The organism is Gordonia sp. DT219, from assembly GCF_049847065.1.
In the GTDB taxonomy this organism is placed as follows: Bacteria; Actinomycetota; Actinomycetes; order Mycobacteriales; family Mycobacteriaceae; genus Gordonia.
This window is the reverse complement of the sequence record NZ_JBNCNR010000003.1, coordinates 200,495-224,085: the sequence shown is the minus strand read 5'-3', so window position 1 is coordinate 224,085 and position 23,591 is coordinate 200,495. Positions and strand designations below refer to the sequence as shown.

At 67.0% G+C, this 23,591-nt stretch carries 22 protein-coding genes and 1 riboswitch; of the genes, 14 read left to right on the top strand and 8 right to left on the bottom strand.

Annotated elements, in window-relative coordinates; all coding sequences use genetic code 11:
• Positions 1-34: 34 nt before the first annotated feature.
• The 4 genes from ACPXB3_RS06720 to ACPXB3_RS06705 all read right to left on the bottom strand — a co-directional run bounded on the left by ACPXB3_RS06720 (position 35) and on the right by ACPXB3_RS06705 (position 4,471).
• Positions 35-1,654 (bottom strand): cytochrome b, encoded by a 1,620-nt coding sequence (locus tag ACPXB3_RS06720; RefSeq protein ID WP_425705824.1) that lies wholly within the window; start codon positions 1,652-1,654, stop codon positions 35-37.
• Complete coding sequence (locus ACPXB3_RS06715; RefSeq protein WP_425705825.1) at positions 1,651-2,826, bottom strand: ubiquinol-cytochrome c reductase iron-sulfur subunit; 1,176 nt, start codon at positions 2,824-2,826, stop codon at positions 1,651-1,653. Before ACPXB3_RS06715 ends, ACPXB3_RS06720 begins: the two co-directional genes overlap by 4 nt.
• A complete protein-coding gene (locus tag ACPXB3_RS06710; RefSeq protein ID WP_425705826.1) occupies positions 2,823-3,755 on the bottom strand; it encodes a c-type cytochrome in 933 nt (310 codons plus the stop codon). Before ACPXB3_RS06710 ends, ACPXB3_RS06715 begins: the two co-directional genes overlap by 4 nt.
• Before the next feature lie 98 nt (positions 3,756-3,853).
• Positions 3,854-4,471, bottom strand: coding sequence for a cytochrome c oxidase subunit 3 (locus tag ACPXB3_RS06705; protein ID WP_425705827.1), 618 nt, complete (start codon positions 4,469-4,471; stop codon positions 3,854-3,856).
• Between the two features lie 145 nt (positions 4,472-4,616).
• On the opposite strand from ACPXB3_RS06705, the gene ACPXB3_RS06700 reads away from it, so the two are divergent.
• Positions 4,617-5,141: a hypothetical protein gene (locus tag ACPXB3_RS06700; RefSeq protein WP_425705828.1), complete on the top strand. Its 525-nt coding sequence runs from the start codon at positions 4,617-4,619 to the stop codon at positions 5,139-5,141.
• Between the two features lie 61 nt (positions 5,142-5,202).
• On the top strand, positions 5,203-6,270 hold the full coding sequence (trpD, locus tag ACPXB3_RS06695; protein ID WP_425705829.1) for an anthranilate phosphoribosyltransferase: 1,068 nt from the start codon (positions 5,203-5,205) through the stop codon (positions 6,268-6,270).
• 51 nt (positions 6,271-6,321) lie between these two features.
• Here the strand turns inward: trpD and ACPXB3_RS06690 are convergent, their stop codons facing one another.
• Both ACPXB3_RS06690 and ACPXB3_RS06685 read right to left on the bottom strand, forming a co-directional pair.
• Complete coding sequence (locus ACPXB3_RS06690) at positions 6,322-6,600, bottom strand: Lrp/AsnC family transcriptional regulator (protein ID WP_425705830.1); 279 nt, start codon at positions 6,598-6,600, stop codon at positions 6,322-6,324.
• Complete coding sequence (locus tag ACPXB3_RS06685; RefSeq protein ID WP_425705831.1) at positions 6,597-8,420, bottom strand: DEDD exonuclease domain-containing protein; 1,824 nt, start codon at positions 8,418-8,420, stop codon at positions 6,597-6,599. Before ACPXB3_RS06685 ends, ACPXB3_RS06690 begins: the two co-directional genes overlap by 4 nt.
• 642 nt (positions 8,421-9,062) lie before the next feature.
• Positions 9,063-9,232: riboswitch (cyclic di-AMP (ydaO/yuaA leader) on the top strand.
• Between the two features lie 16 nt (positions 9,233-9,248).
• Here ACPXB3_RS06685 and ACPXB3_RS06680 point away from each other — a divergent pair.
• From ACPXB3_RS06680 to ACPXB3_RS06665, 4 genes are all read left to right on the top strand, one after another.
• Positions 9,249-9,839, top strand: coding sequence for a C40 family peptidase (locus ACPXB3_RS06680; RefSeq protein ID WP_425705832.1), 591 nt, complete (start codon positions 9,249-9,251; stop codon positions 9,837-9,839).
• A 144-nt stretch (positions 9,840-9,983) separates the two neighbouring features.
• Positions 9,984-11,063, top strand: a complete 1,080-nt coding sequence (locus tag ACPXB3_RS06675; RefSeq protein WP_425705833.1) for an NlpC/P60 family protein — start codon at positions 9,984-9,986, stop codon at positions 11,061-11,063.
• 13 nt (positions 11,064-11,076) lie between these two features.
• Positions 11,077-12,489: a peptidase MA family metallohydrolase gene (locus tag ACPXB3_RS06670; RefSeq protein ID WP_425705834.1), complete on the top strand. Its 1,413-nt coding sequence runs from the start codon at positions 11,077-11,079 to the stop codon at positions 12,487-12,489.
• A 19-nt stretch (positions 12,490-12,508) separates the two neighbouring features.
• Entirely contained in the window at positions 12,509-13,636 is a 1,128-nt protein-coding gene (locus ACPXB3_RS06665) for a glycosyltransferase family 4 protein (protein WP_425705835.1), read from the top strand.
• A 15-nt stretch (positions 13,637-13,651) separates the two neighbouring features.
• Here ACPXB3_RS06665 and ACPXB3_RS06660 read toward each other — a convergent pair whose 3' ends face one another.
• The gene (locus tag ACPXB3_RS06660) at positions 13,652-15,454 is read right to left on the bottom strand and encodes an AMP-dependent synthetase/ligase (protein WP_425727131.1); all 1,803 of its coding nucleotides are present in this window, start codon (positions 15,452-15,454) and stop codon (positions 13,652-13,654) included.
• A 166-nt stretch (positions 15,455-15,620) separates the two neighbouring features.
• Here ACPXB3_RS06660 and ACPXB3_RS06655 point away from each other — a divergent pair, with 166 nt between their 5' ends.
• From ACPXB3_RS06655 to ACPXB3_RS06630, 6 genes are all read left to right on the top strand, one after another.
• A complete protein-coding gene (locus ACPXB3_RS06655; protein ID WP_425727129.1) occupies positions 15,621-16,037 on the top strand; it encodes a hypothetical protein in 417 nt (138 codons plus the stop codon).
• Positions 16,037-16,474 carry an SRPBCC family protein gene (locus ACPXB3_RS06650; protein WP_425705838.1) on the top strand — a complete coding sequence of 146 codons (438 nt, stop codon included), beginning with the start codon at positions 16,037-16,039 and terminating at the stop codon, positions 16,472-16,474. The genes ACPXB3_RS06655 and ACPXB3_RS06650 overlap by 1 nt, the downstream gene beginning before the upstream one ends.
• Positions 16,475-16,494: 20 nt before the next feature.
• On the top strand, positions 16,495-17,667 hold the full coding sequence (locus ACPXB3_RS06645; RefSeq protein ID WP_425727127.1) for an ArsA-related P-loop ATPase: 1,173 nt from the start codon (positions 16,495-16,497) through the stop codon (positions 17,665-17,667).
• Positions 17,668-17,888: 221 nt separating this feature from the next.
• Entirely contained in the window at positions 17,889-18,395 is a 507-nt protein-coding gene (locus ACPXB3_RS06640; RefSeq protein WP_425705840.1) for a hypothetical protein, read from the top strand.
• Positions 18,395-19,372, top strand: coding sequence for an ROK family protein (locus tag ACPXB3_RS06635; RefSeq protein WP_425705841.1), 978 nt, complete (start codon positions 18,395-18,397; stop codon positions 19,370-19,372). Before ACPXB3_RS06640 ends, ACPXB3_RS06635 begins: the two co-directional genes overlap by 1 nt.
• Before the next feature lie 84 nt (positions 19,373-19,456).
• Entirely contained in the window at positions 19,457-20,161 is a 705-nt protein-coding gene (locus tag ACPXB3_RS06630) for a lysophospholipid acyltransferase family protein (protein WP_425705842.1), read from the top strand.
• A gap of 15 nt (positions 20,162-20,176) precedes the next feature.
• On the opposite strand, the gene ACPXB3_RS06625 is transcribed toward ACPXB3_RS06630, so the two are convergent.
• Entirely contained in the window at positions 20,177-21,517 is a 1,341-nt protein-coding gene (locus ACPXB3_RS06625; RefSeq protein ID WP_425705843.1) for a glycosyltransferase 87 family protein, read from the bottom strand.
• Positions 21,518-21,580: 63 nt separating this feature from the next.
• On the opposite strand from ACPXB3_RS06625, the gene ACPXB3_RS06620 reads away from it, so the two are divergent.
• A complete protein-coding gene (locus ACPXB3_RS06620) occupies positions 21,581-22,072 on the top strand; it encodes a polyadenylate-specific 3'-exoribonuclease AS (RefSeq protein WP_425705844.1) in 492 nt (163 codons plus the stop codon).
• Between the two features lie 92 nt (positions 22,073-22,164).
• Positions 22,165-23,574 (top strand): class II 3-deoxy-7-phosphoheptulonate synthase, encoded by a 1,410-nt coding sequence (locus ACPXB3_RS06615; protein ID WP_425727126.1) that lies wholly within the window; start codon positions 22,165-22,167, stop codon positions 23,572-23,574.
• Positions 23,575-23,591: the final 17 nt, after the last annotated feature.

The following is a 23,591-nucleotide window of genomic DNA, read 5'->3' as shown; positions in this document are numbered from 1 at the left end:
AGTCGCTTCCCGGGTCAGAGCCCGGTCCGCGGGATCACTCGAGCGGATTACCGCCCTTTTCCTGCAACTCGCGCAGCGCCTTGCGCTCGGCGATCTCGTGCTCATGGTCGAGTGCGGCATTGTGTGCCTGCTCCTCGGGCGGATCGGCGATGAGGATCGAACCGGTACCGGGTGCACCCGAGGACCCCAGCTTGTTCATCCGCTTCGGGACTGCCGCACCCTGGTATGGCAGCGGAATCGGATGACCATGACTGTCGACGGGGCCGAGGGGCTGGTGCAGCTCGATGTATTCGCCCTGCGGCAGTCGTTTGATGATGCCGGTCTCGATGCCGTGGGCGAGGACCTCGCGGTCGCTGCGCTGCAACGCCAACGCCCACCGGTAGGTGATGAAGTACATCAGCGGCGGCACCACGATCAGTCCGATACGCCCGGCCCAGGTCGTGGCGTTGAGCGAGATGTGGAACTTGAGCGCGATGATGTCGTTCATGCACATCAACGTCAAGATGATGTAGAAGGAGAACGCCAGCGCACCGAGCCCGGTGCGGACCGGGGTGTCACGCGGGCGCTGCAGCAGGTTGTGGTGCGCGTCGTCGCCGGTCAGCCGCTTCTCGATCCACGGGTACGAGAACATGACCGCGAACACCAAGCCGATGATCACCACACCCCAGAACACCGCGGGGATCGTGTAGTGACCCCAGTACAGCTCCCAGTCGGGCACCAGACGAAGCAGGCCGTCGGTCCACATCATGTAGATATCCGGCTGCGAGCCGGCCGACACCTGGCCCGGGTTGTACGGACCGAGCACCCAGACCGGGTTGATCTGGAAGATGCCGGCCATAATCGCGAGAACACCGGTCACCAGGGCGAACAACGCTCCACCCTTGGCGGCGAACACCGGCATGATGCGCACACCGACGACGTTCTTCTCGGTGCGGCCGGGGCCGGGGAACTGGGTGTGCTTCTGGTACCAGACCAGTGCCAGGTGCGCACCGATGAGCGCCAGGATGATGCCCGGGAACAACAGAATGTGCATCACGTACAGGCGCGGGATGATGATGTCGCCCGGGAATTGACCACCGAACAGTGCCCAGTGAATCCAGGTGCCCACCAACGGGATTCCGAGGACGATACCGCTCATCGCGGCACGGACGCCGGTACCCGAGAGCAGGTCGTCGGGAAGCGAATAGCCGAAGAAGCCCTCGAACATCGCCAGGATCAGCAGAAGGCAGCCGATGATCCAGTTGGCCTCGCGTGGTCGCCGGAACGCGCCGGTGAAGAAGATGCGCGCCATGTGGATGACGATCGAGGCGGCGAACAGCAGCGCCGCCCAGTGGTGGATCTGCCGGACGAACAGACCGCCGCGAACCTCGAAGGAGATGTTGAGCGTGGTCTCGTATGCGCGCGTCATCATGACGCCCTTGAGCGGATCGTAATCCCCGTGATAGATGACCTCGCTCATCGACGGATCGAAGAAGAAGGTCAGGTACACACCCGACAACAGCAAGATGATGAAGCTGTACAGAGCGATCTCACCGAGCAGGAACGACCAATGGCTCGGGAACACCTTGTTGATCTGTCGGCGCATACCCGACGCGAGGTGATACCGGGAGTCCACCTCTTCGGCCTGCGTCGCCAGGCGGTCGGCGATGGTCATGAATCACGCTCCCAGAAAGCCGGTCCGACGGGTTCGATGTAGTTGCCGCGGTTGATCGCGGCGTTGGCGACCAGATAACCCTGATCATTCACTGTGATCGGCAACTGTGCCAGGGCACGTGCGGCCGGTCCGAAGACCGGTTTGGCCGAGTCGAGCGCATCGAACTGCGACTGGTGGCACGGGCACAGGATGCGGTTGGTGCGCTGCTCATAGAGCGAGGTGGGGCAGCCGAGGTGACTGCACACCTTGGTGTAGCCGAAGTAGTCGCCGTAATTGAAGCTCTCTTGGCCCTTGCGCTTGATGACGTGCGCGGCATCGGCGGGACGCAGGCGGATGAGCATCACCGGGTTGCTGACATACCGGAGGCCCCAGACCAGCTTCTCCCGCGACTCCTCGGTCTCACCGAGGCCGTCGGACGCGCGCCACGGGAACACGGTCTCCATCGCGCCGGAGTCGAGATCCTCGGGCCGCACGAGTGCCACCCGGTACGGGTCACCCACGTCGCGGCGCAAGAACACCGTCTCGTTGGGGTTCTCCTTGGAGTTGTAGATCGGGGACCATCCGGTATTCCACAGCGGGGCATCCCCACGATCGGCCCACGGATTCTTGATGAAGCCACCGAGCGCCGCGATCACACCGGTGAAGGCCAGCGCACCGAAGGCGAAAAGGCCCGATCCGATGAGCATCTTGCGGCGTCCGAGGGTCGAGGTGGTGCCGGTGTCCTTGAGCTGGGCGACGATGGTCGCCTTGTCGACATCACTGGAACCGGGTCCGTCGTGACGGTCCTGCACCGACAGCTCCGAAGGCAGGAACTTCTTGGTGATCAGCGCGAGTGCAATACCGATCGCCAGGATCGACAGACCGAAGGTGATGCCCAGCAGCGGCGTGTTGAGGGTGTACCACCAGTACTTCGGCGAGCCCGACATGGTGAAACGCCAGTGGTTGAAACAGAACACGACGAAGCAGGCGAGGGCTGAGATCCCTGAGATGGTCAGCCAGATCGTGACCTGGCGGGACGCGCGCTTCTCTGCGCGGGTACCGGGCTCGGGATAGCGCTGACCCCGGTGGATGATCTCCACCCCGTCGAGGTTGGTGCCTAGCTTGACCAGCTCGTCGGTGCTCATCTGATCGAGTTCGTCCCTGGTAGGGGCGTCCTTGTCGCTGACGCTCATGCTCGAGATCCCATCCACATCGCGGCGGCGACCAGCGCCACAACCCCGACAAACCACATCACCATGCCCTCACTGACCGGGCCGAAGCCACCGAGCCCGAGGCCACCCTGCGGCTTGGATTCGGTGACGTACTTGACGAAGCCGATGATGTTCTGCTTTTCCTCGGTCGAGAGCTGCCGGTTGGAGAACCGCGGCATGTTCTGCGGTCCGGTCAGCATGGCCGTGTAGATCTGCTGTTCCTTGACGTCGCTCAGTGGCGGTGCGAACTTACCGCCGGACAGGGCACCGCCGCGGCCGGTGAAGTTGTGGCAGGAGGCGCAGTTCAGTCGGAACAGCTCCCCGCCCTGGCCGAGATTCTTGCCGCGCAGCGATTCCTGGGCGACGACGCGCACACCGTTCTCGGTTTTGATCGAGCCGTCCGGATTGTGCTCGTAGATGACGCTGGGACCGCCACCCATCGCCTGTACGTAGGCGCCGAGCTGATCGATCTGGGCGGTGGTGAACTTCGCCGGCTTGCGTAGCGCCTGCGCCTCACCGCGCGCCGCGGGCATGCGACCGGTCGACACCTGGAAGTAGACTGCCGCGTCACCGACGCCCAGCAGCGACGGGGCACGGTCGGGCACGCCTTGCAGGTTCGCGCCGTGACAGGTCACACATGACGTGTCATACAGCTGCTTTCCGGCGGTGATGAGCGCGGCGTTGTCGACGTCGGCGGTGGCGACCTGCGGCTTGGGCGTCAGCAGCGACGCCACCAGTCCGGCCATGAACAGGCCGGCGAGCAACAGGATCAGGCCGCTGACACGGCGGCGAAGCTTACGTCGTGCCTTCGACCGGCGGGCGGTGCCGCCCGACGGCGGCGTCGGCGTCACGACCGAATCAACCGCGTCAGCTGCATCGCTATCCGACGAGCGCGGTGGAGATGAACTCATCTGTGTCTCTCTACTAGCGGACGGACTCTGGGCTGTGGTGCGGGATCACCCGCGGGAGCATGTTCTATCCGGATGGGCCGGGGCGGTGTACGGCGCCGTCATCGGATGAAGTAGATCGTGACGAACAGGGCGATCCAGACGATGTCGACGAAGTGCCAGTAGTACGACACGACGATCGCGGCGGTTGCCTGGGCCGGGGTGAACTTCGACAGCTTGGTCCGGATCAACAGGAAGATGAAGGCGACCAGTCCGCCGATCACGTGGAGTCCGTGGAATCCGGTGGCCATGTAGAACACCGAGCCGTAGGAACTCGAGGAGAGTGTGGTGCCCTCCTGGACCAGGTGGAAGTACTCATAGCCCTGGCCGCAGACGAAGAAGGCGCCCATCAGGAATGTCAGCACGTACCAGCGGCGCAGGCCGAAGACGTCACCGCGTTCGGCGGCGAAGACGCCCATCTGGCAGGTCACCGACGACAGGATGAGGACTGTCGTCACCGGAATCGCGAGCTTGAGATTCAGTTCGGTGGGCTCGGGCGGCCAGCCCAATTGCGGGTTGGCGTTGGCGCGCGCGACAAAGTACATCGCGAACAGACCCGCAAAGAACATCAGCTCACTGGACAGCCAGACGATCGTGCCGACACTCACCATGTTGGGTCGGTTGAGTGAGTGCACGCGCGCGGTGATGGCCGTCCCGGAAGTACCTACAGCGCTAGTCACAAGTTGAAGTATGACGGTTCGTAGTACGCGGTGACCACTTGGGTCCGAGATTGGTGGGAACTTTTTCTCTTCCCGCTGGTCGGCGCCACTGCGCTGGGCCGCTCGGCGTGTCCTCGTCTCCCATAGGTGTGGTTTGCTCGGTGATATGGGTTCGTCGCAGTCGGGGTCCGAGGCGTCGGGCGGTCGCGTGCCGCACGACCTCAACGGGCGCCCGGTGCCGCCGTCGCGGCGGCAGCGCCTTGCGGCCAGACTCGGTGGCCGGCGCGCACCATCGGCGATCGGCGTAGACGATGCTGACCTGCAGGTTGTGGTCGCGTGCACCGACGATGCCGCATCGAGTTCGGCCGTGTTGGCCGGGTCCCCGTGGCGGTCCGACGACCAAGCGGTGGTGCGCCATCTGGTGGCACTGCCGGGCGAGCGCGTCGACGAGGCGGTCGCGCTGGCCGCGCTCGACGGATACCGGCCGGTGAGTCCCACGGCCGCACTGCCGGCTCCTGAAATCGCTATCCCCGACGGTCACGTGTCCGTGCTGCTGGCCCGGGTGCAACTCGTCGATGCGTTGCATCTGTCGCAGGAACGGTCTCGGATGGCCGGACTCGGGGCGCGCCACGGTGGGGTGGCCCTGGCGTGGCAGGTGCTGCAGCGAGCCGTCGCGACCCAGGAACCGTGACCCGGCGAGGGGTGAACGCCTGCGGTCCGCGGCGAAACCCGTGGCCACTACAGTTCTTGACGTGAGCAGCGCGCAGACGTACACGTGGCCGCAGATCCTGGGCCGGGTCACCGACGGGATCGATCTGACCGTCGACGAAGCGGCATGGGCGATGAACGAGATCATGACCGACAGTGCGACAGGAGCGCAGATCGCGGCCTTCGGGGTCGGCGTCAAGATGAAAGGTGCTGCGCCCGCCGAATTGCGCGGACTCGCCGCCGCCATGCTCGAGCACGCGGTGCCTGTGTCGGTGTCGCGGCCGGCCATCGACGTCGTCGGTACAGGTGGGGATCGCTCACATACGGTGAACATCTCGACCATGACCGCCATCGTCATCGCCGCGGCCGGCGTCGGGGTGGTCAAACACGGGAACCGGGCGGCGTCGTCGAAGAGCGGCGGTGCCGATGTGCTCGAGGCGCTGGGCGTGTCGATCGGACTCGGCGCGGCCGAGGTGGGTCGGTGCGTCGACGAGCTGGGCATCGGCTTCTGCTTTGCCCCCGTGTTTCACCCGGCATTCCGGTTCACCGGGCCGCCGCGCAGCGAGATCGGCATTCCTACCGTCTTCAATGTGCTCGGACCGCTGACCAACCCCGCGCGGCCGTCGCGTGGTCTGATCGGATGCGCCTTTGCCGACCTCGCGCCGGTACTCGCGCAAGCGTTCGCCGAACGCGACGCCACGGTGCTGGTGGTGCGCGGCGACGACGGCCTCGACGAGCTGACGACCACCACCACATCGACGGTCTGGCAGGTCATCGGCGGCGAGGTCACCCAGCTCAGACTCGATCCACGAGACCTCGGGATCGATTACGTTGCCCTCTCGGCGTTGCAGGGTGGCGACGCAACCGTCAACGCCGCGATCGCGCAGGAGCTCTTCGCGGGCCGGCGAGGGCCGGTGCGCGATGCCGTCGTTCTCAATGCAGCCGGCGCGATCGTTTCGGCGGAGATGACCGAACGTTTCGATGCGGCCGGATTCGTCACGGCGATGAGCGCTGCGAAGGGGCGTGCCGAGCGTGTTCTGGACTCCGGGGACGCCACGGCACTGCTCGACCGCTGGGTTCTCCGCTCGCAGGAGCTGAGCCCGCGCTCCTGAGGCGGCCGCGCCGGGAAGCGGTGTCGTCCGGAAGCTGCTTGCGTTGTCCTCTTACTCTTCGCCGATGGAGAAGCCACCCTCGACCTGCGAGCTGGAATAGCTTCGGAAGGCGATGTGGGTGGCGGTGTGGGTCACCCCGGGGAGCCGATTGATCCGGCCGGTCACCACTTCGGCGATCTCGGCGTGGTCACGCACCTTCACCTTCGCGATCAGATCCACGTCGCCTGCACACGAGTACACCTCGGCGACACCGGCGATGTCGGCGACCGCCTGCGCGGTCTCCGGGATCTGGTGGACATCGGCGTGGATGAGGACGATGGCGGTGATCATGGCATCACCTTATGCCCGGGCCGGACCGACGACCGACGGTCGACAGCGCCGCGTGGGCGGCGGACCGACGCGTCGGGAGGCGGGGACTGTGCCGCGTTACGCGCTGCCGAGGCCCAATCGACCCGGCTCATCGCGGAGCCGGCCGGGACCGCGAAGCCGTCGGTCGTCGAGACGATGCGGATGCCCGGTTCGGTGATCCACCGGTACAACAGCGCCGACTCGTCCGGCGACGCACCGAGCAGCGGTCCGTCGCCGGGAAGCACGGTCTCCGCCGCCGCGATGAGCGCCTCGGCCACGGGCATGGGCGCCACCCCACGGGGAGCGTGCCCGGCCGAGGCCAGCCGGCCGTGCCGAATGACGGCCAGTTCCCATCCGCGCTCGCCGTCGGGCCGGGCGACGACGAGTTCTTCGATCCGACAGAGCGCTGCCAGGCGTTGGCACCGGGCGAGGACTTCGATGGTTGCGGCCACCCGATCCCGGTGCCGGGCAGCGGTTTCGAACATCTGCGCCGCGGTGAGGTGCTCGAGTTCGGCAATCAGATCCGACAGCGCCGCGGCGTTGCGACCGGTGAGCAGATCGTGTGCCGCACGTACCCGACGCACGTAGTCCGAGACGGTCAGCGGACGTGTCGAAGCGGCCGCGCATCCGCCGACGATGTCGCCGCCGTCGGCTGGGGTCGGGCACCAGTGATGGACCGTGCCGGCCGGCAGCCGCGCCCGGCAGGTGCGGAGTCCGGTTGCGCGGGCGATGATCTCGGCGATCTCCGCGGCGCGGTTGCGATTGCGGACCGGTCCGACCGAATCGATACCCGGTGTGCGGGTGATCTGCAGGCGGGGAAAGCGCTCGGCGGTCAGTGTGATCCACCAACCGCGGTGCGGGCGGGTGGAGCGCCGGTTGTAGGCGGGGGAGTGCCCGAGGATCAGCCGAAGCTCACGCACGCCCGCCTCGAGTGCGTGTGCGCATTCGACGTGGTCGACGCGAGCGGCGAGAGTCACCATCTCGTTGATCCGGCCGCGCGGGTCGGAGCCGGTGAAATAGGACAGCACGCGGCGCCGCAGATCGGTGGCGGTGCCGACGTAGAGCACCTCATCGGAGGGACCGCGGAAAAGGTAAACCCCTGGCCGCGATGGAAGTCCTTCACCCAGACTTCTTTTCGCGCGCAGCCGCGGATTGCCACGGGGTAGGTATGCGGTGAGGTCGGCATAGGTGCGTACGCCCTGATTGCCGATGCGCTCGAGGAGGTGGTGCAGTACCTCCACGGTGGCCCGCGCGTCGTCGAGGGCTCGGTGCGTCGGCCGCACCGAGACATCGAACAGCTCGGCCAGCGCACCGAGCCGGACCGTCGGCGCCTCGTCGCGCGTCAGGACGCGCCGAGCGAGGCGCACGGTGCACAAACTGGTGTGAAACGGCCAGTCCATCGCGAGCCGGGTGGCGTTGTGCCGGAGGAATCCCATGTCGAAGCGTGCGTTGTGGGCGACGAGCAGACATCCACGTGCGAACTCGATGAACGAAGAGAGCACCTCGCCGATCCGCGGTGCGTCGTACACCATCATCTCGGTGATGCCGGTGAGCGTGACGATCTGCGGCGGGATCGACCGCTGCGGATCGACCAGAGTGGCGAATTCGCCGAGGATCTCGCCGCCGCGCACCTTCACGGCACCGATCTCGGTGATCGCATCGCGCGCCGGATCGCCGCCGGTGGTCTCGAGGTCGACGACCACGATCGTCGTGTCGAACAGCGAACGTTCACCGAAACCGAGGTCTCCGGCCGCCGACCGGGTCAGGTCGGCGAACGAGAGCTGAGCTGTATCTGCCACCACATCGCGAACGCTAGTTCGACCTACCGACAACCTTCGTCGGCGGACCGCCCCGGTGCCGCATCGACGCGCGCACCTCGAACGGCAGACGAGCCGTTTGTGTCGGTGGCCGGTCCTAGTGTCGTCGGCGGTGGTCAGCACCAGGGCCGAATCCTTCCGGTCGCCCACCTGAAACGGGGCCGGGTTCCAATGGAATCGCCCGCCGACACAGCCAACGACGACCGAGTGAGATGGAGATCACAATGTACATCGACTGCACGAGTTGTCCCGGTCGTCACCGGGCGTGTGACGGCTGCATGATGAGCCTTCTTGTGGGGCCCATGACCAGCGGCGACGCTGCTCTCGACCCCGATCGCCGCGGCGTCCGAGAGGGTCGGCAGATGGGCGATTCCGACGCCGAGATCTGTTCGGCCGTAGGCGTCTTCGCCGATGCTTCGATGGTCAGCACCGCCGCTGCACGATCGGCAAAACTAACCATCGGCCCAGCGTGCGGGCCCGCAGCGAGGCCCGGGTTGCGGATTTTGCGTGCGGGCTAGTCGTCGGCCGAAGTCGGACGTCGTGTCCCCTAGTGGACAGACCTGCATCTGATTTCGTAACCTTTCCGAGACCTTCGCAGAGCGTCCCGCTTCACCAAGAAGTGGTCTGTGAAGATCACCGCTCAATCGTCCGACGGACGAACCGGGGAACCACACGTTTTCGGAGCAATCCGGATTGGGGTGAATTGCGCCCCGGGCACACCTGTGCCCGGATCGCATAGGGCCATTCTCTCGGCCCGAACCCGACAGCTAACTCGGTAGGCGGTCAAGGGAGAACCAAAGGAGAACTCGTTTCGTGGCCAAACATCGTTTGGAACAGCCGAATCGCGGCAGCAGCATCGCCAAGAAGGCGATGATCGCGGGCTCGCTGACCGTCGGCTCGCTTGCCGTTGCCGCAGGTCCGGCTCTGGCCGCTCCGGCGCCGAGCGCGACCATCGAGATCCCGAATCTCGGTAAGTTCACGCTGCCCGGTATTGATCAGAACCAGGTTCCGAACCAGTTCCGTCCCGGTGGCGGTGGCGGTGGCATCACCGCGCCGGTCGACACGGCCGCGCAAAAGGCCGTTCGCGCCGCGGAATCCAAGATCGGCGCACCGTACGTCTACGGTGCGGCCGGCCCCAATGCCTTCGACTGCTCGGGCCTGGTCTACTGGTCGTACCAGCAGGCCGGAAAGACCATCCCGCGCGACAGTTACGGACAACTCGGCGGCGGACGTGCGGTCAACTACGCCGACGCGCAGCCCGGCGATGTCTTGATCTTCAACGGTGGCAGCCACGCGGGCCTCTACATCGGCAACGGCCAGTTCATCCAGGCGTCCACCGAGGGCGTGCCGGTGGAGAAGTCCGCCGTCAAGGGTTGGTCGCTGACGGGAGTTCGTCGATACTGACCTCGGCTCCGGTGAAAACGTGTGAGTGTGTTTCGGGCGGATCGTGCGCGGCGCGATCCGCCTGAGCCCCGTCGAGGACGGGTGTGAATCGCCGCGGGCACAGGGTGTCTGGCCCGTGTCGTTTGGGGAAGTGGCTAGGGAAGTGTGGTGACAACCGTGGGAGCCGGTTCGGCGATCGTTCACAATCGATCCGTACGTTTGGCGCTGACCACCGTGATCGCGGTATTGGCGATCGCGATGACCCCCTTCGGGGCGGTCTTCGACAGTCCGCAGGCCGCGGCTGATCCACCGCAATCGGCCGACCAGTTGCTTGCGCGCTACCGCGCACTCAGCCGGGAGGCCGAGACCTCGACCGAGCAGATGCACAACGCTCAGATCGAGTACGACAAACAGCGTCAGATCGTCGGCCGGTCCAAGAAGGCCGCCGCCGACGCACAGACCTCGCTCGACCGTTCGCAGGTCGCGCTGAACGGGTTGCAGTCGCGCTTCGACTCGCTGATCCGGGTCAGCTACATGGGTGGCCGGTCCAACCGTCTCTACGCAGTCTTGACCAGTGATTCGCCGCAAAACCTGCTCGATCAGATGTCCGGCCTCGAGATGGTGTCGCGCCGTACCGCGACGGAACTGTCCGCCCTCAAACAGGGACGCGCCCACACTGTTTCGGCTCTCGAGACCGCGAACTCGACGGCGGCAGCGGCGACCCGGGCGGTCACCGATGCCGAGCGCGTACGAGGTGACCTGCAGAAGAAGCAGGCCGAACTCCAACTGCAGGCCGCACAGGTCCGGGTGATCTACCAGAGTCTGACCGGTAAAGAGCTCGCAGCGCTGGCCGGCCCCCGTATCGACTTCGATCCGGCTTCGATCCCGCGCGGCACCGCCCCGGCACTCGTTGCCGTCCAGGCCGCACTGACTCGTATCGGCGACCCGTATGTGTGGGGTGCCACCGGCCCGGACTCCTTCGACTGTTCCGGCCTGATGGTGTGGTCGTACAAGCAGACCGGAAAGACGTTGCCGCGCTCGAGTGAGGCGCAACTGGCCGGGGGCACGCCCGTCGCCCGGCCGGACCTTCAGCCCGGCGACCTGATCATCTATTACTCTGACGCGAGCCACGTCGGCATGTATGTCGGCGACGGCTATGTGATCCACGCGTCCACCTTCGGCGTGCCGGTCAAGGTCGTCCCGATCGACGATGCGGGCCCGTACAACTCCGCGCGTCGCTACTGAGATCCCGCTGCGCGTGGAGGGAGTCCGCGTCGGTCGGCGAGCCTCGGCGTGTCAGGCGCGGGGACTCCTCGCGACGCTGGCAGCCGTTGCGCTGTTGGTGACCGCGTGCGGCGATGGCGGTGGTGGGAGCGGGCCGGGCAGGTCTTCGTCGGCGTCGGCGACCACCACGAACGTCTATTTCCAGCAGCGGACGCAGGGCGTCACCAGACTGCTCGACGCGCTGGCGAGTGCGCTGCACAGTGGCAGTTCAGCCGATCTCGCCGCACTGCTGGATCCGTCGGTGACGCCGGCGCTGCGCGACCGGCTACAGACGGCTCAGGACAATCTTTCGCCGGCCGTTCGACGGGCCGGACCGTCGGGTTCGAGCACGCCCAATCGGCTGCGGCTCAAGGAATTGCGCTACCAGCTCGCACCTACCGAAGAGGCCGAGACGCTGATCCCGGCCGGGCTGCAGGCCCGTCTGAACCAACAGGGCAGCTCCGACACCTGGGTGGCACCGGTCGAGATGCATGTGGCTCTCGGCGGTGCGTCGACGCCGGGCATCGGTGAGGACGACGTGGTCATCAACACCCAGCTCGTGGCGGCGCGTTACGACGACACCTGGAAGCTGGTGGGGGACGCGACACTGGTCGGCGAGCCGGCGCCACCGACCCAGATGTGGGATCTGCCCGGACTCACCGCGACCGATGTCGCCACCGTGGGCGGTACGTCGGTGATCGCCTCCTACCCGGGTACCTCCGCCACCGTCGACCGCATTCGCAAGCTCTTGCCGGGGGCGGTGGCCGCGGTGTCGGGGTTCTGGGGTTCGGACTGGGCGCAACGCGCGGCGATACTCGCCACCGACACCGACGACCAGTTCCACGCGGTGGCCGGGTCGGCCACCGACACCGCTGCAGCCGCGACGATCTATGCGCGACTCGACCTCTCGGCGCGCACCGCAACCGGTCAACGCGTCATCTTGACGCCGGCCGCCCGGGACCTGCCCGACCCGGTCCTGGGAGTGGTACTTCGGCACGAACTGACCCACGTCGCCACCCGCGCGCAAACGGCGACCGCAGCGCCGATGTGGCTCACCGAGGGAGTCGCCGAATATGTCGGACGCAAGGGCACCTACACCCGCCCGGCCGATGCGGCCCCAGATCTCGCTGCGGCGGTGCAATCCGGTCAGGTGCCGACGGACCTGCCGAGCGATGCACAATTCTCACTCGGCGGCGACTCGCCGCAGATGGCGTACCAATCGGCGTGGTCGGTGGCCGCGTTCGTCGCCGGTACCTATGGGGAAAACAAGCTCAAGACGCTCTACACCGCAGTGGGCGCTGCCGGCGACGGCGGCCGTCAGGATGCGGCGCTCGCGGCCACGCTGGGCCTGTCGCGGGCCCAATTCGTTCAGCGGTGGCAGGCGTGGCTGACGCGGGAATTGCGATGAGATCGACGAGGATGATGGGGTGACGCGCCGAACCCTCCTGGTGACCAACGACTTTCCGCCCCGTCGTGGGGGAATCCAGTCGTACCTGCAGAACCTGGTGGATCTCCTCGATCCCGATGAGGTGGTCGTATATGCACCGCGATGGCGCGGACGCAGCGACAAGGAATTCGACGCCCAAGTGCCCTACCGGGTCTACCGGCACCCGACGACGTTGATGTTGCCCACGCCGTTCGTCGCCCGCCGAGCCGCGAGAATCGTTCGTGAGGAACAGATTTCGACGGTATGGTTCGGTGCTGCCGCACCCCTGGCGGTGCTCGCCGGGCACCTGCGTCGGGCCGGGGCGAGCCGCGTCATCGCCAGTACCCATGGTCATGAGGTCGGCTGGTCGATGCTCCCCGGCGCCCGTGCGGTCTTACGCCACATCGGTGACAACACCGACGTCATCACCTTCGTGAGTCGCTACACCCGTGGCCGCTTCGCCTCGGCATTCGGCCCGCGCGCGGCCCTCGAGTATCTGCCGCCGGGGGTCGACGTGACGCGTTTTGCGCCGGATGACCAGGCCCGCAGGCGGATTCGCGGACAGCTGGGTCTGGGGGACCGGCCGACGATCCTCTGTCTGTCTCGACTGGTGCCGCGCAAGGGACAGGATGTGCTGATCCGGGCGTTGCCGCTCATCCGGTCCGAGATCGCCGACGCGGTGCTCGTCATCGTCGGGGGCGGTCCATATGCCGACACGCTGGACAAGCTCGCGCAGTCCGAAGGGGTGGCCGAGCACGTGATCTTCACCGGCTCGGTACCCGCCGACGATCTGCCCGCCTACCACGCGGCTGCCGACGTCTTCGCGATGCCGGCCCGCACCCGTGCCGGCGGCCTCGACGTCGAAGGACTCGGAATCGTCTATCTGGAGGCGTCGGCCAGTGGGGTGCCGGTGGTCGCCGGGAATTCTGGTGGGGCGCCGGAGACCGTGCGTGAGGGCATCACCGGAACCGTCGTCGACGGCACCGATGTGGCCGCGGTGGCGTTCGCCCTCATCGCGATCCTGTCGGATCCGGATGCCGCGGCCGAGATGGGCCGCCAAGGACGGGTTTTCGTCGAGGAACGGTGGCAGTGGGCACAGATCGCGGCGCGCCTGCGGCAGCTGCTCTGACGCGAAGCCGCGGTGTCAGCGTTTGGTGTAGAGGGCGTTGATGTCGTCGGAGAACTTGTCGACCACCACGTTGCGCTTGACCTTCAAGGTAGGCGTCATCTCTCCGGTCTCCTCGCTGAAGTCCGAGTTGAGAATCCGGAACTTCTTGATCGACTCGGCATGCGAGACGGTCTTGTTGGCCTCGTCGACCGCCGACTGGATCGCGGCGCGCAGGTCGGGGTCGTCGGCCAGATCGGCGACCGACGCATCGGCGGGCTTGCCGTTGCGTTCCTTCCAGGCCGGGAACGCCTCGGGATCGACGGTGATCAGGGCGGCGATGAACGGCTTCTGATCACCGACGACCACGGCCTGTGACACCAAGGCGTCGGCGCGGATCACGTCTTCGAGGCCGGCGGGGGAGACGTTCTTCCCGCCGGCGGTGACGATGAGCTCCTTCTTGCGGCCGGTGATCTTGAGGAATCCGTCGCCATCGAGCGAACCCAGATCACCGGTGTGGAACCAGCCGTCGGAGATCGCGGTGGCGGTTGCTTCGTCGTTGTGCCAGTAGCCCTCGAACACGACCCCGCCGCGCAGCATGATCTCGCCGTCCTCGGCGATACGAACGGCGTTGCTCGCCAACGGCTTTCCGACGGTACCGATCCGGACGGCGCCCGGTGTGTTGACGGTGACCGCGGCCGTCGTCTCGGTGAGTCCGTAACCCTCGTATACCGGGATTCCGATGCCGGAGAAGAAGAAGCCGAGGCGTGCGCCGAGCGGGCCGCCGCCGGAGATCGCGAGTTCACACTGTCCGCCCAGCGCGGCGCGCAGCTTGCGGTAGACCAGCCTGTCGAATACCGCGTGCTTGGCGCGCAACAGGATTCCGGCATCGCCACGTTCGACCGCGGTGGCATATTGCACCGCGGTCGTCGCGGCCAGATCGAAGATCTTGCCTTTGCCCTCGTCGTGGGCCTTCTGCTGGGCGGTGTTGAAGACCTTCTCGAACACCCGCGGCACCGACAGGATCAATGACGGTTTGAACACCGCGAATTCCGGTACCAGACCGGGAATGTCGTTGGTGAAGCCCACCTCGACGCCCGCCTCGATCGCGACCAGCGTGATGGCCCGGGCCAGCACGTGGGCCATCGGCAGGAACATCAGCAGCCGCTTACCGTCGCCGAGGAGGGTGGACATGTTGCCCTCGAGGACGCCCCGAACCTCCGAGAGCATATTGGCGTGGGTCAGTTCGCATCCCTTGGGGCGGCCGGTGGTGCCCGAGGTGTAGATGAGGGTCGCCGGATCGGCGGCGTGTACGGTCGCGCGTCGCTTGGTGACCTCGTCGTCGTGTACATCGGCGCCGAGCGCGGTCAGTTCGTCGAGTGCACCCGGGCCGTCGGTGCGGTCGATCTGGAGCACCGTGACCGGCCGCTCGAGGGCGGCCGCCTCGAACAGCTCGCGGTGCTTGTCCTCCTCGACCAGGATCATCGTGGCGCCGGAATCGGTCATGATCCACTCGATCTGCGAAGTCGACGACGAGTCGTAGATCGGGACCGTGATGGCACCTGCGGACCAGATGGCGAAGTCGAGCAGCAGCCATTCCAGGCGGGTCGTCGACAACAGTCCGACGCGGTCCCCGGGGCCGATACCCGAGGCGATGAGCCCCTTGGCCAGCGCGGTGATTCGCGCGGCGACATCGTCGGCGCGCACCGGAACCCACGAATCGTCCTCCTTGCGGCGGAAGACCGTCTTGGCGGGAGTACGTTCGGCGATGCCGAAGATGATCGAGGTGGCGTTCTCGTCGGCACCGACAGTGAACTCTGCCGGAACGCTGTACTCGTTCATATCCTGGACCTCTCCTGCATCATCGATGACCAGACCATCGTAACGACGCTCGATGACACGCCGTGTCACGGGTGTGGCGGGCCACGGGGTCCCACCGGTCGCCGGATCGGGTACCGGCGCGCCGGTTGGCTACCGGTCGCCGCGGGCGATATGTGAAGCTGGAGACGTGACGATCATTCAGGTTGCCGACGACACCTTCGTCGCCGCGGACCCGGGCAGTGCATCCGGGGTCGTCGGCGATCGGAGCAGGTGGCGGCGGTGGTGGCCCGACCTGCGTCTCGAGGTCGTCGAGGACCGCGGGGACGCCGGGATTCGTTGGCAGGTGTCGGGTCCCATCTCGGGGACCATGGAGATCTGGTGCGAGCCGGCGCTCGACGGCTTCGTCCTGCACTATTTTCTCCATGCCGAACCCGTCGAGCGGACAAGCGGTGCCGAGGCGATGCGTCCGGACCGGATCGCCGAACTCAATCGGCGCCGCCGGGCGGCCGGAAAAGTGATGGCCTTCGAATGCAAGGACTTCCTCGAGGGCGGCCGCGGGGTCGGCGAGCCGGCTGTGTCTGTGACCGGCCGGACCGGTGCGTGATGGCCGATCACACCGAGCAATCCATCGTCGTCAATGCCGACGCCGCCGACATCATGACGGTGATCGCCGACTTCGAGAACTACCCGGAATGGGTCAGTGCGGCGCGGGCGGTGGAGGTCCTCGAACGCGACGGCGCCGACCGCGCTGTCCGGGTGCGCTTCATCCTGGATGCGGGCGTGCTGCGTGACACCTATGAACTGCGCTACGAATGGGACGGCGACGGGACCGGGGTGTCCTGGCAACTGGTCTCCAGCGATCTACAGCGTGATCAGCGCGGCAGATACGAGGTGACCCAGCAGGTTCCCGGATCGAGCAAGGTCACCTACACGTTGATGGTGGACCTGCTGGTGCCGATGATCGGCAGGCTCAAGCGACGTGCCGAGAAGGCGATCACCGATTCGGCCCTCAACGAACTGAAGAAGAGGGTCGAAGGCTGATCGATCTCACTCCCATCCATATGGTGCTGGGGCCGGGGGGTTCCGGGATTTCGGTGGTCGCGGCCGCCGGCGCCCTGCGCCGCGAGCGCGGTCGGCCACCCAGCCGCGCGCCGTTGTCGCGGCCGGGTCGCCACACCCTGCTGATCACCATCGACCGGCTCTCGCCGACGCCGGATCTGTTGGGTGTCTTCCGTCTGCCCGGTTCGACGGTCGCCGTGTCATCCGGGGTGCACCTGCTGACCCTGGAACGGCTGCAATCGGTCGAACAGACGTGGTCGGCGTTCGCGGGTCTGCTGACCGCGGGTATCCGGGACACCAAGCTGAATCTGCCGATGCTGGGAACCCTCGCCGGTATCGAGTCCGCCGAACTCGCCACGTTGCCGGGTGTGGAGGAATTCCTGCTGCTGCGGCGCATCCGTGACGAGGCCGTCAGCGGTAGCTGGGAACGCATCGTCGTCGACCTGTCCGGGGTGGCCGACGCCTTCGCTCTCCTTCGTGCACCGTCGTTCCTCGAGCAGGGGATCGAACGGCTCTGGCCGCGGCACCGCCGATTGGCCGCAGCCACCGAGCGTCCGGTACTCGCACAGTTGGCCGCCGCGATCGACACCATCGCCCGCGATTGCGAGGACATCGCGGAGGTGCTGTCGGATCCGCATGTGCTGGCCGGTCACCTCGTCGTCGCGGCCGACGCCCGGGGGGCGCGTGCGGTGGCGCAACACCTGGCGCTCGCCGACCTGATGGGCTTTCCGCTCCGTTCGGTTCTGGTGAATCGGGGCGTCCGCGCGGGCGAGCCGGCCGAGGTACACATCAAGGACCGGCACGTGGTCATCCGAATGGTCGAGGCTGCCGCCGCGCCGCTGGATCGTCCTGCGCGCCTGCGGAAGCTCGCGGTGACGCTGGCCGAGCCGACCGGTGACGCGCGGGGTAGTGGTGCCGCGCAGGTGCGCACCGTATGCGGCACGGGTCTGGACACGATCTTCGAGATGTCATGGGAGCAGCGACTGCCCGACCCGCAACGGTTTGATCTCGGGCGCAGCGGCGACGACCTGCTGGTCACCGTCGACGGGTACCGGCACGCGGTGCGGCTGCCGTCGGTGCTCCGTCGTTGCGACGTCGTCGAGGCGAGTTGGGACGGCCGGTCGGTGCGTGTGCGGTTCGCTCCGGACCCGGCCGTCTGGCCGCGGGGGCAGTAGACCCGACGTCGACGCGCGACGCGGACACGGACTTGCCCGGGATAGGGCGGCACGTGCGCAGAGGGTACCGTGCTTGTGCACGCGAAACGCCAGATGGAGTGCTGCCGGATGGAGTACCGACCGTATGAGCCGCCCCGGATCCCATGAACGCCGAAACCCATGAGCGCCGAATCCCATGAACGCCCAAACCCGAAACCCGGATCACATGAGCCCCGACACGTATGAATACTGACGAGAACGGTCGTACCGACGGCGGGCGCGCGTCGGCGTCCGGCGCGGATCGCGGTGGGTCGGCCGGCGATCCGCTGCGCGAGTTGTTGCTTTCCCTGGCCGGCCAGATCGACGTGGTTGCCGGCTGGTTGGGGACCGGCGAGCAGCCCGCGGGTGCGCCCTCGGGAGCCGGAACCTTTCTGCATGAGACATTTCTGCGTGATGGCCTCGGCGCCGACCTCGTCGGCGACGTCACCTCGCTCATGCGCGAGATCGGTGACCTGCTGGCCCGGCTGATCGCGGCGTTCATCACCCTGCTCGAGGCGATCGCGGCGGCCTTGCGGACCGTGCCCGCCGACGCCGGTCCGGCGCCGCGTCGGTACCAGCCGATCTCGGTGCGGCTTTCGGACGACCCTCGCGCCCCTCGCGCGCCGGGCTCCGACCGGCCGGGCATGCCGTCGGCGGACGCGCCGAGGCCACGCCGGTCCGACCACTCGGCGCCCGAAGGTGAGAACTGATGGCGGAGCTGACGATTGGCATCGACATCGGTGGTACGAGCGTGCGTGCGGCGGTCGTCGACGACGAGGGCGTCATGCTGGACACGCTGCGCGCGGCAACTCCGCCGACGGCCACCGCGCTCGAGCACTGCCTGGACCGGCTGGTCGGTGAACTCACCTCACGATGGTCGGCGAAGGCGGTCGGAATGGCCATCGCCGGATTCCTCACGCCGGACCGGCAGGTGGTGCGCTTCGCCCCGCACCTGCCGTGGCGGGAGACACGCGTTGCCGAGGAGATGACGGCGCGGATCGGGATTCCGGTCTTCGCCGAACACGACGCCAATGCGGCCGCGGTCGCCGAGCGTCGATACGGTGCTGCCGCCCGCGGACACAACGCGCTCGTCCTCGCGATCGGCACGGGCATCGGTGCCGGGCTGCTGATCGACGGTGAGATCTACCGCGGCAGTTTCGGGGTGGCCCCCGAACTCGGTCACCTCACCATCGTGCCCGATGGGCGCCCGTGTTCCTGCGGAAAGCGGGGATGTTGGGAAAGGTATTGCAGCGGAACGGCTCTGGCGGACACCGTGGTGGAACTGCTCGCCGACGACGATTGGGGGCGCTCGCAACTGGCCGCCGACCTCGCCGCCGATCCGGGTTCGCTGACCGGCCGCCGTGTCGCCGGTGCCGCGGCCGACGGTGATGCCGTCGCGGTCGCGGCGTTCGCGGCGTTCGCCGCTTCACTCGGACAAGGTCTGGCGATGATCGCCGACGTCTTCGATCCCGATCTCATCGTCATCGCCGGTGGTGTGGGGACGGCGTCCGGTCTCTATCTCGACGAGGCACGGGAGCATTACGCGCGGTTGATCACCGGTGCCGGGCATCGTCAACTCGCCCGCATCCGGGGGACACAACTAGGCGAGAACGCCGGGGTGCTCGGTGCCGCCGAGATCGCACGTCGGGCCATCGCGGCCGACATCACACAGTCGGCCGACGTGTGACGGTCGCACCGTCAGATGAGTAGAGTTCACAACCGGGTCGAGTCGCGTCGAAGCGCTCGTCGGCGTGATGAAGGGTAGTGACACATGTGGTACCACACGTTCAAATACGTGCTGCTGGGCCCGCTGCTCCGGTTGTTCGGGCGCCCGACGATCGAAGGACTGGAGAACATCCCCGTCCGCGGGCCGGCGATCCTGGCCAGTAATCACCTGGCCGTGATGGACAGCTTCTTCCTCCCGTTGATGTGTCCCCGCCGCATCTACTTCTTGGCCAAGGCCGAATACTTCAGCGGCACCGGACTCAAGGGCCGTTTCCAGCGTTGGTTCTACACCGCCGTCGGGCAGATCCCCATCGACCGCTCCGGCGCCGAGGCCGCAGCCGGTGCATTGACCGCCGCCAGCCGACAGCTCGAGAAGGGTGAGCTGATGGGCATGTATCCCGAGGGCACCCGCTCCCCGGATGGCCGCCTCTACAAGGGCAAGACCGGCCTTGCGCGCATTGCGCTGGAGACGGGCGTGCCGGTGATCCCGGTCGCAATGATCGGCACCAACAAGTTCAACCCGCCTGGCACCGTGCGGGTTCGGCCGACCAAGGTCACCGTGCGAGTCGGCACGCCGTTGTCCTTCGACCGCTACGAGGGCATGCAGGGCAACCGCTTCATCGAACGTGCGGTGACCGATGAGATCATGTACGAGCTGATGCGCCTGTCGGGTCAGCAGTATGTTGACGTCTACGCCGCCAGCCTCAAGGACAAGCCCGCCGAGAGCCAGGAAGCGACACCGGCGGCCTGAGGCCGGCTCGTCACCTCAACTGATCGGGGTGTCGGCGAGCGCTCGCCGCTTGGCGGCATCGTCGTCATCTGCCTCATCGGCACTGTGAAATGGCAAGCGCCAGAGCACCACCAGTGCCGCGATACCCCAGATCGAGTATGAACTGCCGACGATTTGAGCCGGCGCCGACCACGACGACGAGTTCTGCGGCAGGAACTGAAACGGTCCGAGCGAGAACAGGATCACGCCGACGACCGCGAGCACCAGATAGGCCACGCGGGTGGCGCGTGACGATGTACGAGCCGACACGGCGAGTGCGGTCACGATCAGCGGGATCGCCCACACCCAGTGGTGGGCCCAGGACGTGGGCGAGACGAGCAGACCCCACACCGCGATCGCACAGGTGGCCAGGACCGCGTTGACGCGTGCCGACGCGTTCGCGCCCGCACGGAACGACTCGCGGGGGCGGCAGGCGCGTACCGCGCACACCATGAGTGCCGTGATGGCCAACGAGCTGATCACCCAGGCGATCTGTCCGTCGAGTCCGGGCAGCAGTCGCACCCAGGCTGCGTTGAGGTTCTGGTTGATCCGGCCGGCCGGATCGCCGATGCGGGTGGTGTGGAACAGGGTGTGCGTCCAATATCCCAGCGAATCGCCGGGCAGCCATACCCAGGCGAACGCGCCGGCGAGGACAAAGGCGAGGCCGGCGGTCGCGGCCGCTCGCCAGCGGCCGGCGGCGGCGAATACGCCGATGAAGACCAACGGCGTCAACTTGATCGCCGACGCCAGGCCGGCCAGGATGCCTTGTGCCCGGCCCCAGGGTCGGCGCATCCGGGCGACGACGAACACGTCGACGAGGATCATCGCCATCAGGATGACGTTGACCTGCCCGAATCCCAGGGTCATCCACACCGGATTGAGCCACAGCGCGCCTGCGGCGATCAATGTCGCCAGCCACCACCGATTGCCATGGGTGCCCACCGAGATCAGGGACAGCACGATGTGCAGGCTCAACACCAGCAGGCCGATGGTGAACACCGACATCACCACCCCGGCCACCGGCAGCGGCATAGCGCCCAACGGTACGAAGCCCAGAGCCGCGAACGGCGGGTAGGTGAACGGAAGCCAGATCCCGTCGCTGGTGAAGGGCATCGAGCCGTCGGCGTAGAGGCTCTGGCCCTGCTGCCAGATCTGGGCGCCGATCCGGTAGACGTCCAGGTCGATGCGGGTGCGAGTGGCGAAACTCGAGGTGAACGGAACCCCGAACATCTGCATGCCGGCGGAGGCGGCGAAGATCACGCCGATGACGACGCGGACACGCCGGGTCGGCGACCAGCGGCGCAGCCACTCGTCCACCGCGGTCAGCATTGTCGTCATGACGGGCTCTTCGTTTCCTCTCCGGCGGCGGCCTCGCTGCCGCGGCGGGTGATACTTACCAGTATGCGGTTCTTCTACGATTCGGAGTTTATCGAGGATGGCACCACGATCGAACTCATCTCGATCGGTGTCGTGGCGGAGGACGGGCGAGAATTCTACGCGGTGTCCACCGAGTTCGATCCCGGCCGGGCCGGTGACTGGGTACGGGCACATGTGCTGCCCAAGCTGCCGTCACCGGCGGCGTCGGTGTGGCGCTCCCGGCGGCAGATTCGCGATGAGCTCCTCGAGTTCCTCACGGCGGAGCCCGGCGAGGTCGAACTGTGGGCGTGGGTCGGGGCCTACGACCACGTGGTGCTGTGCCAGTTGTGGGGGCCGATGACCGCTCTGCCGCGTCAGATCCCGCGCTTCACCAGGGAGCTGCGCCAGCACTGGGAGTACGCGGGCCGCCCCCCATTGCCCCCGGCGCCGGCCGACGCCCACGATGCGCTCAGCGATGCTCGCCACAACCGGCGCAAGTGGCAGGCGATCGAGGAGGTCCGTCCGGCGGGCAGGTGAGGCCTCGGGTACGGCCACCGTCCGGATCGCCAGGCACTGGGTCCCGAGCGGCCGATGCGGGTATTCGCAGTGCGCATCGCTACCCTGGAGCGGTGGTGAACTGGACCGTAGACGTTCCGATCGACGAACTTCCCGAACTTCCGGCGCTGCCCGGCGATCTCCAATCGCGTTTCGCCGACGCGATGAATCGACCGGCACTGCAGCAGCCGAGCTGGCCTGCAGACGATGCCCGGCGCATGCGCACCGTACTCGAGAGCGTGCCGCCGATCTGCATGCCCGCCGAGGTTCGCTCGCTGTCGGCGCAGCTGGCCGAGGTCGCCGAGGGCCGTGCCTTCCTCCTGCAGGGTGGGGACTGTGCGGAGACCTTCGCCGCCAATACCGAACCGCACATCAAGGGCAACATCCGCACGCTGCTGCAGATGGCGGTGGTGTTGACCTACGGAGCGAGTCTGCCGGTGGTCAAGGTGGCCCGGATCGCCGGGCAGTACGCCAAGCCGCGTTCGTCCGACACCGACGCACTGGGGCTGCCGTCCTACCGCGGCGACATGGTCAACGGCTTCCCGGCGCAAGAGCGCACCCGGGCCCACGATCCCTCACGGCTGGTCCGCGCCTACGCCAATGCCGCGGCCGCGATGAATCTGGTGCGCGCTCTTACACATTCGGAAGCCGACCTGCGACGCGTCCACGACTGGAACCGCGAATTCGTGCGCACCTCACCGGCCGGCGCCCGCTATGAGGCGCTCGCGTCGGAGATCGACCGGGGACTGCGTTTCATGGACGCGTGCGGTGTCACCGACTCGTCGCTGGGCGCCGCCGACATCTTCGCGTCCCATGAGGCGCTCGTCCTCGACTACGAGCGGGCGCTGCTGCGCCTGGCCGACGAGCCCGACGGGGCGCACGGGCGGGGCGCCGACGGCAAGGTGCTCTACGATCTGTCGGCACACTTCCTGTGGATCGGTGAACGCACCCGTCAGCTCGACGGGGCCCACATCGCCTTCGCCGAACTGATCAGCAACCCGATCGGCGTCAAGATCGGGCCGACGACGACCCCCGAGCAGGCCGTCGAATACGTCGAACGACTCGACCCGCACAACGAGTCGGGCCGGCTCACCCTGGTCGCACGCATGGGCAACGGCAAGGTGCGCGAGGTGCTGCCGCCGATCGTCACGGCGGTCGAGGCCAGTGGACACAAGGTGATCTGGCAGAGCGATCCGATGCACGGCAACACCCACTCGTCGCCCACCGGATACAAGACGCGTCACTTCGATCGGGTCGTCGACGAGGTGCAGGGCTTCTTCGAGGTGCACCACGCGCTGGGCACCCATCCCGGCGGCATCCACATCGAACTCACCGGTGAGGACGTCACGGAGTGCCTCGGTGGGGCACAGGACATCTCGGATCTCGATCTGGCCGGACGTTACGAGACGGCGTGCGACCCGCGGCTCAACACCCAACAGTCGCTGGAGTTGGCGTTCCTGGTCGCCGAGATGTTGCGCGGCTGAGAGATGTTGCGCGGCTG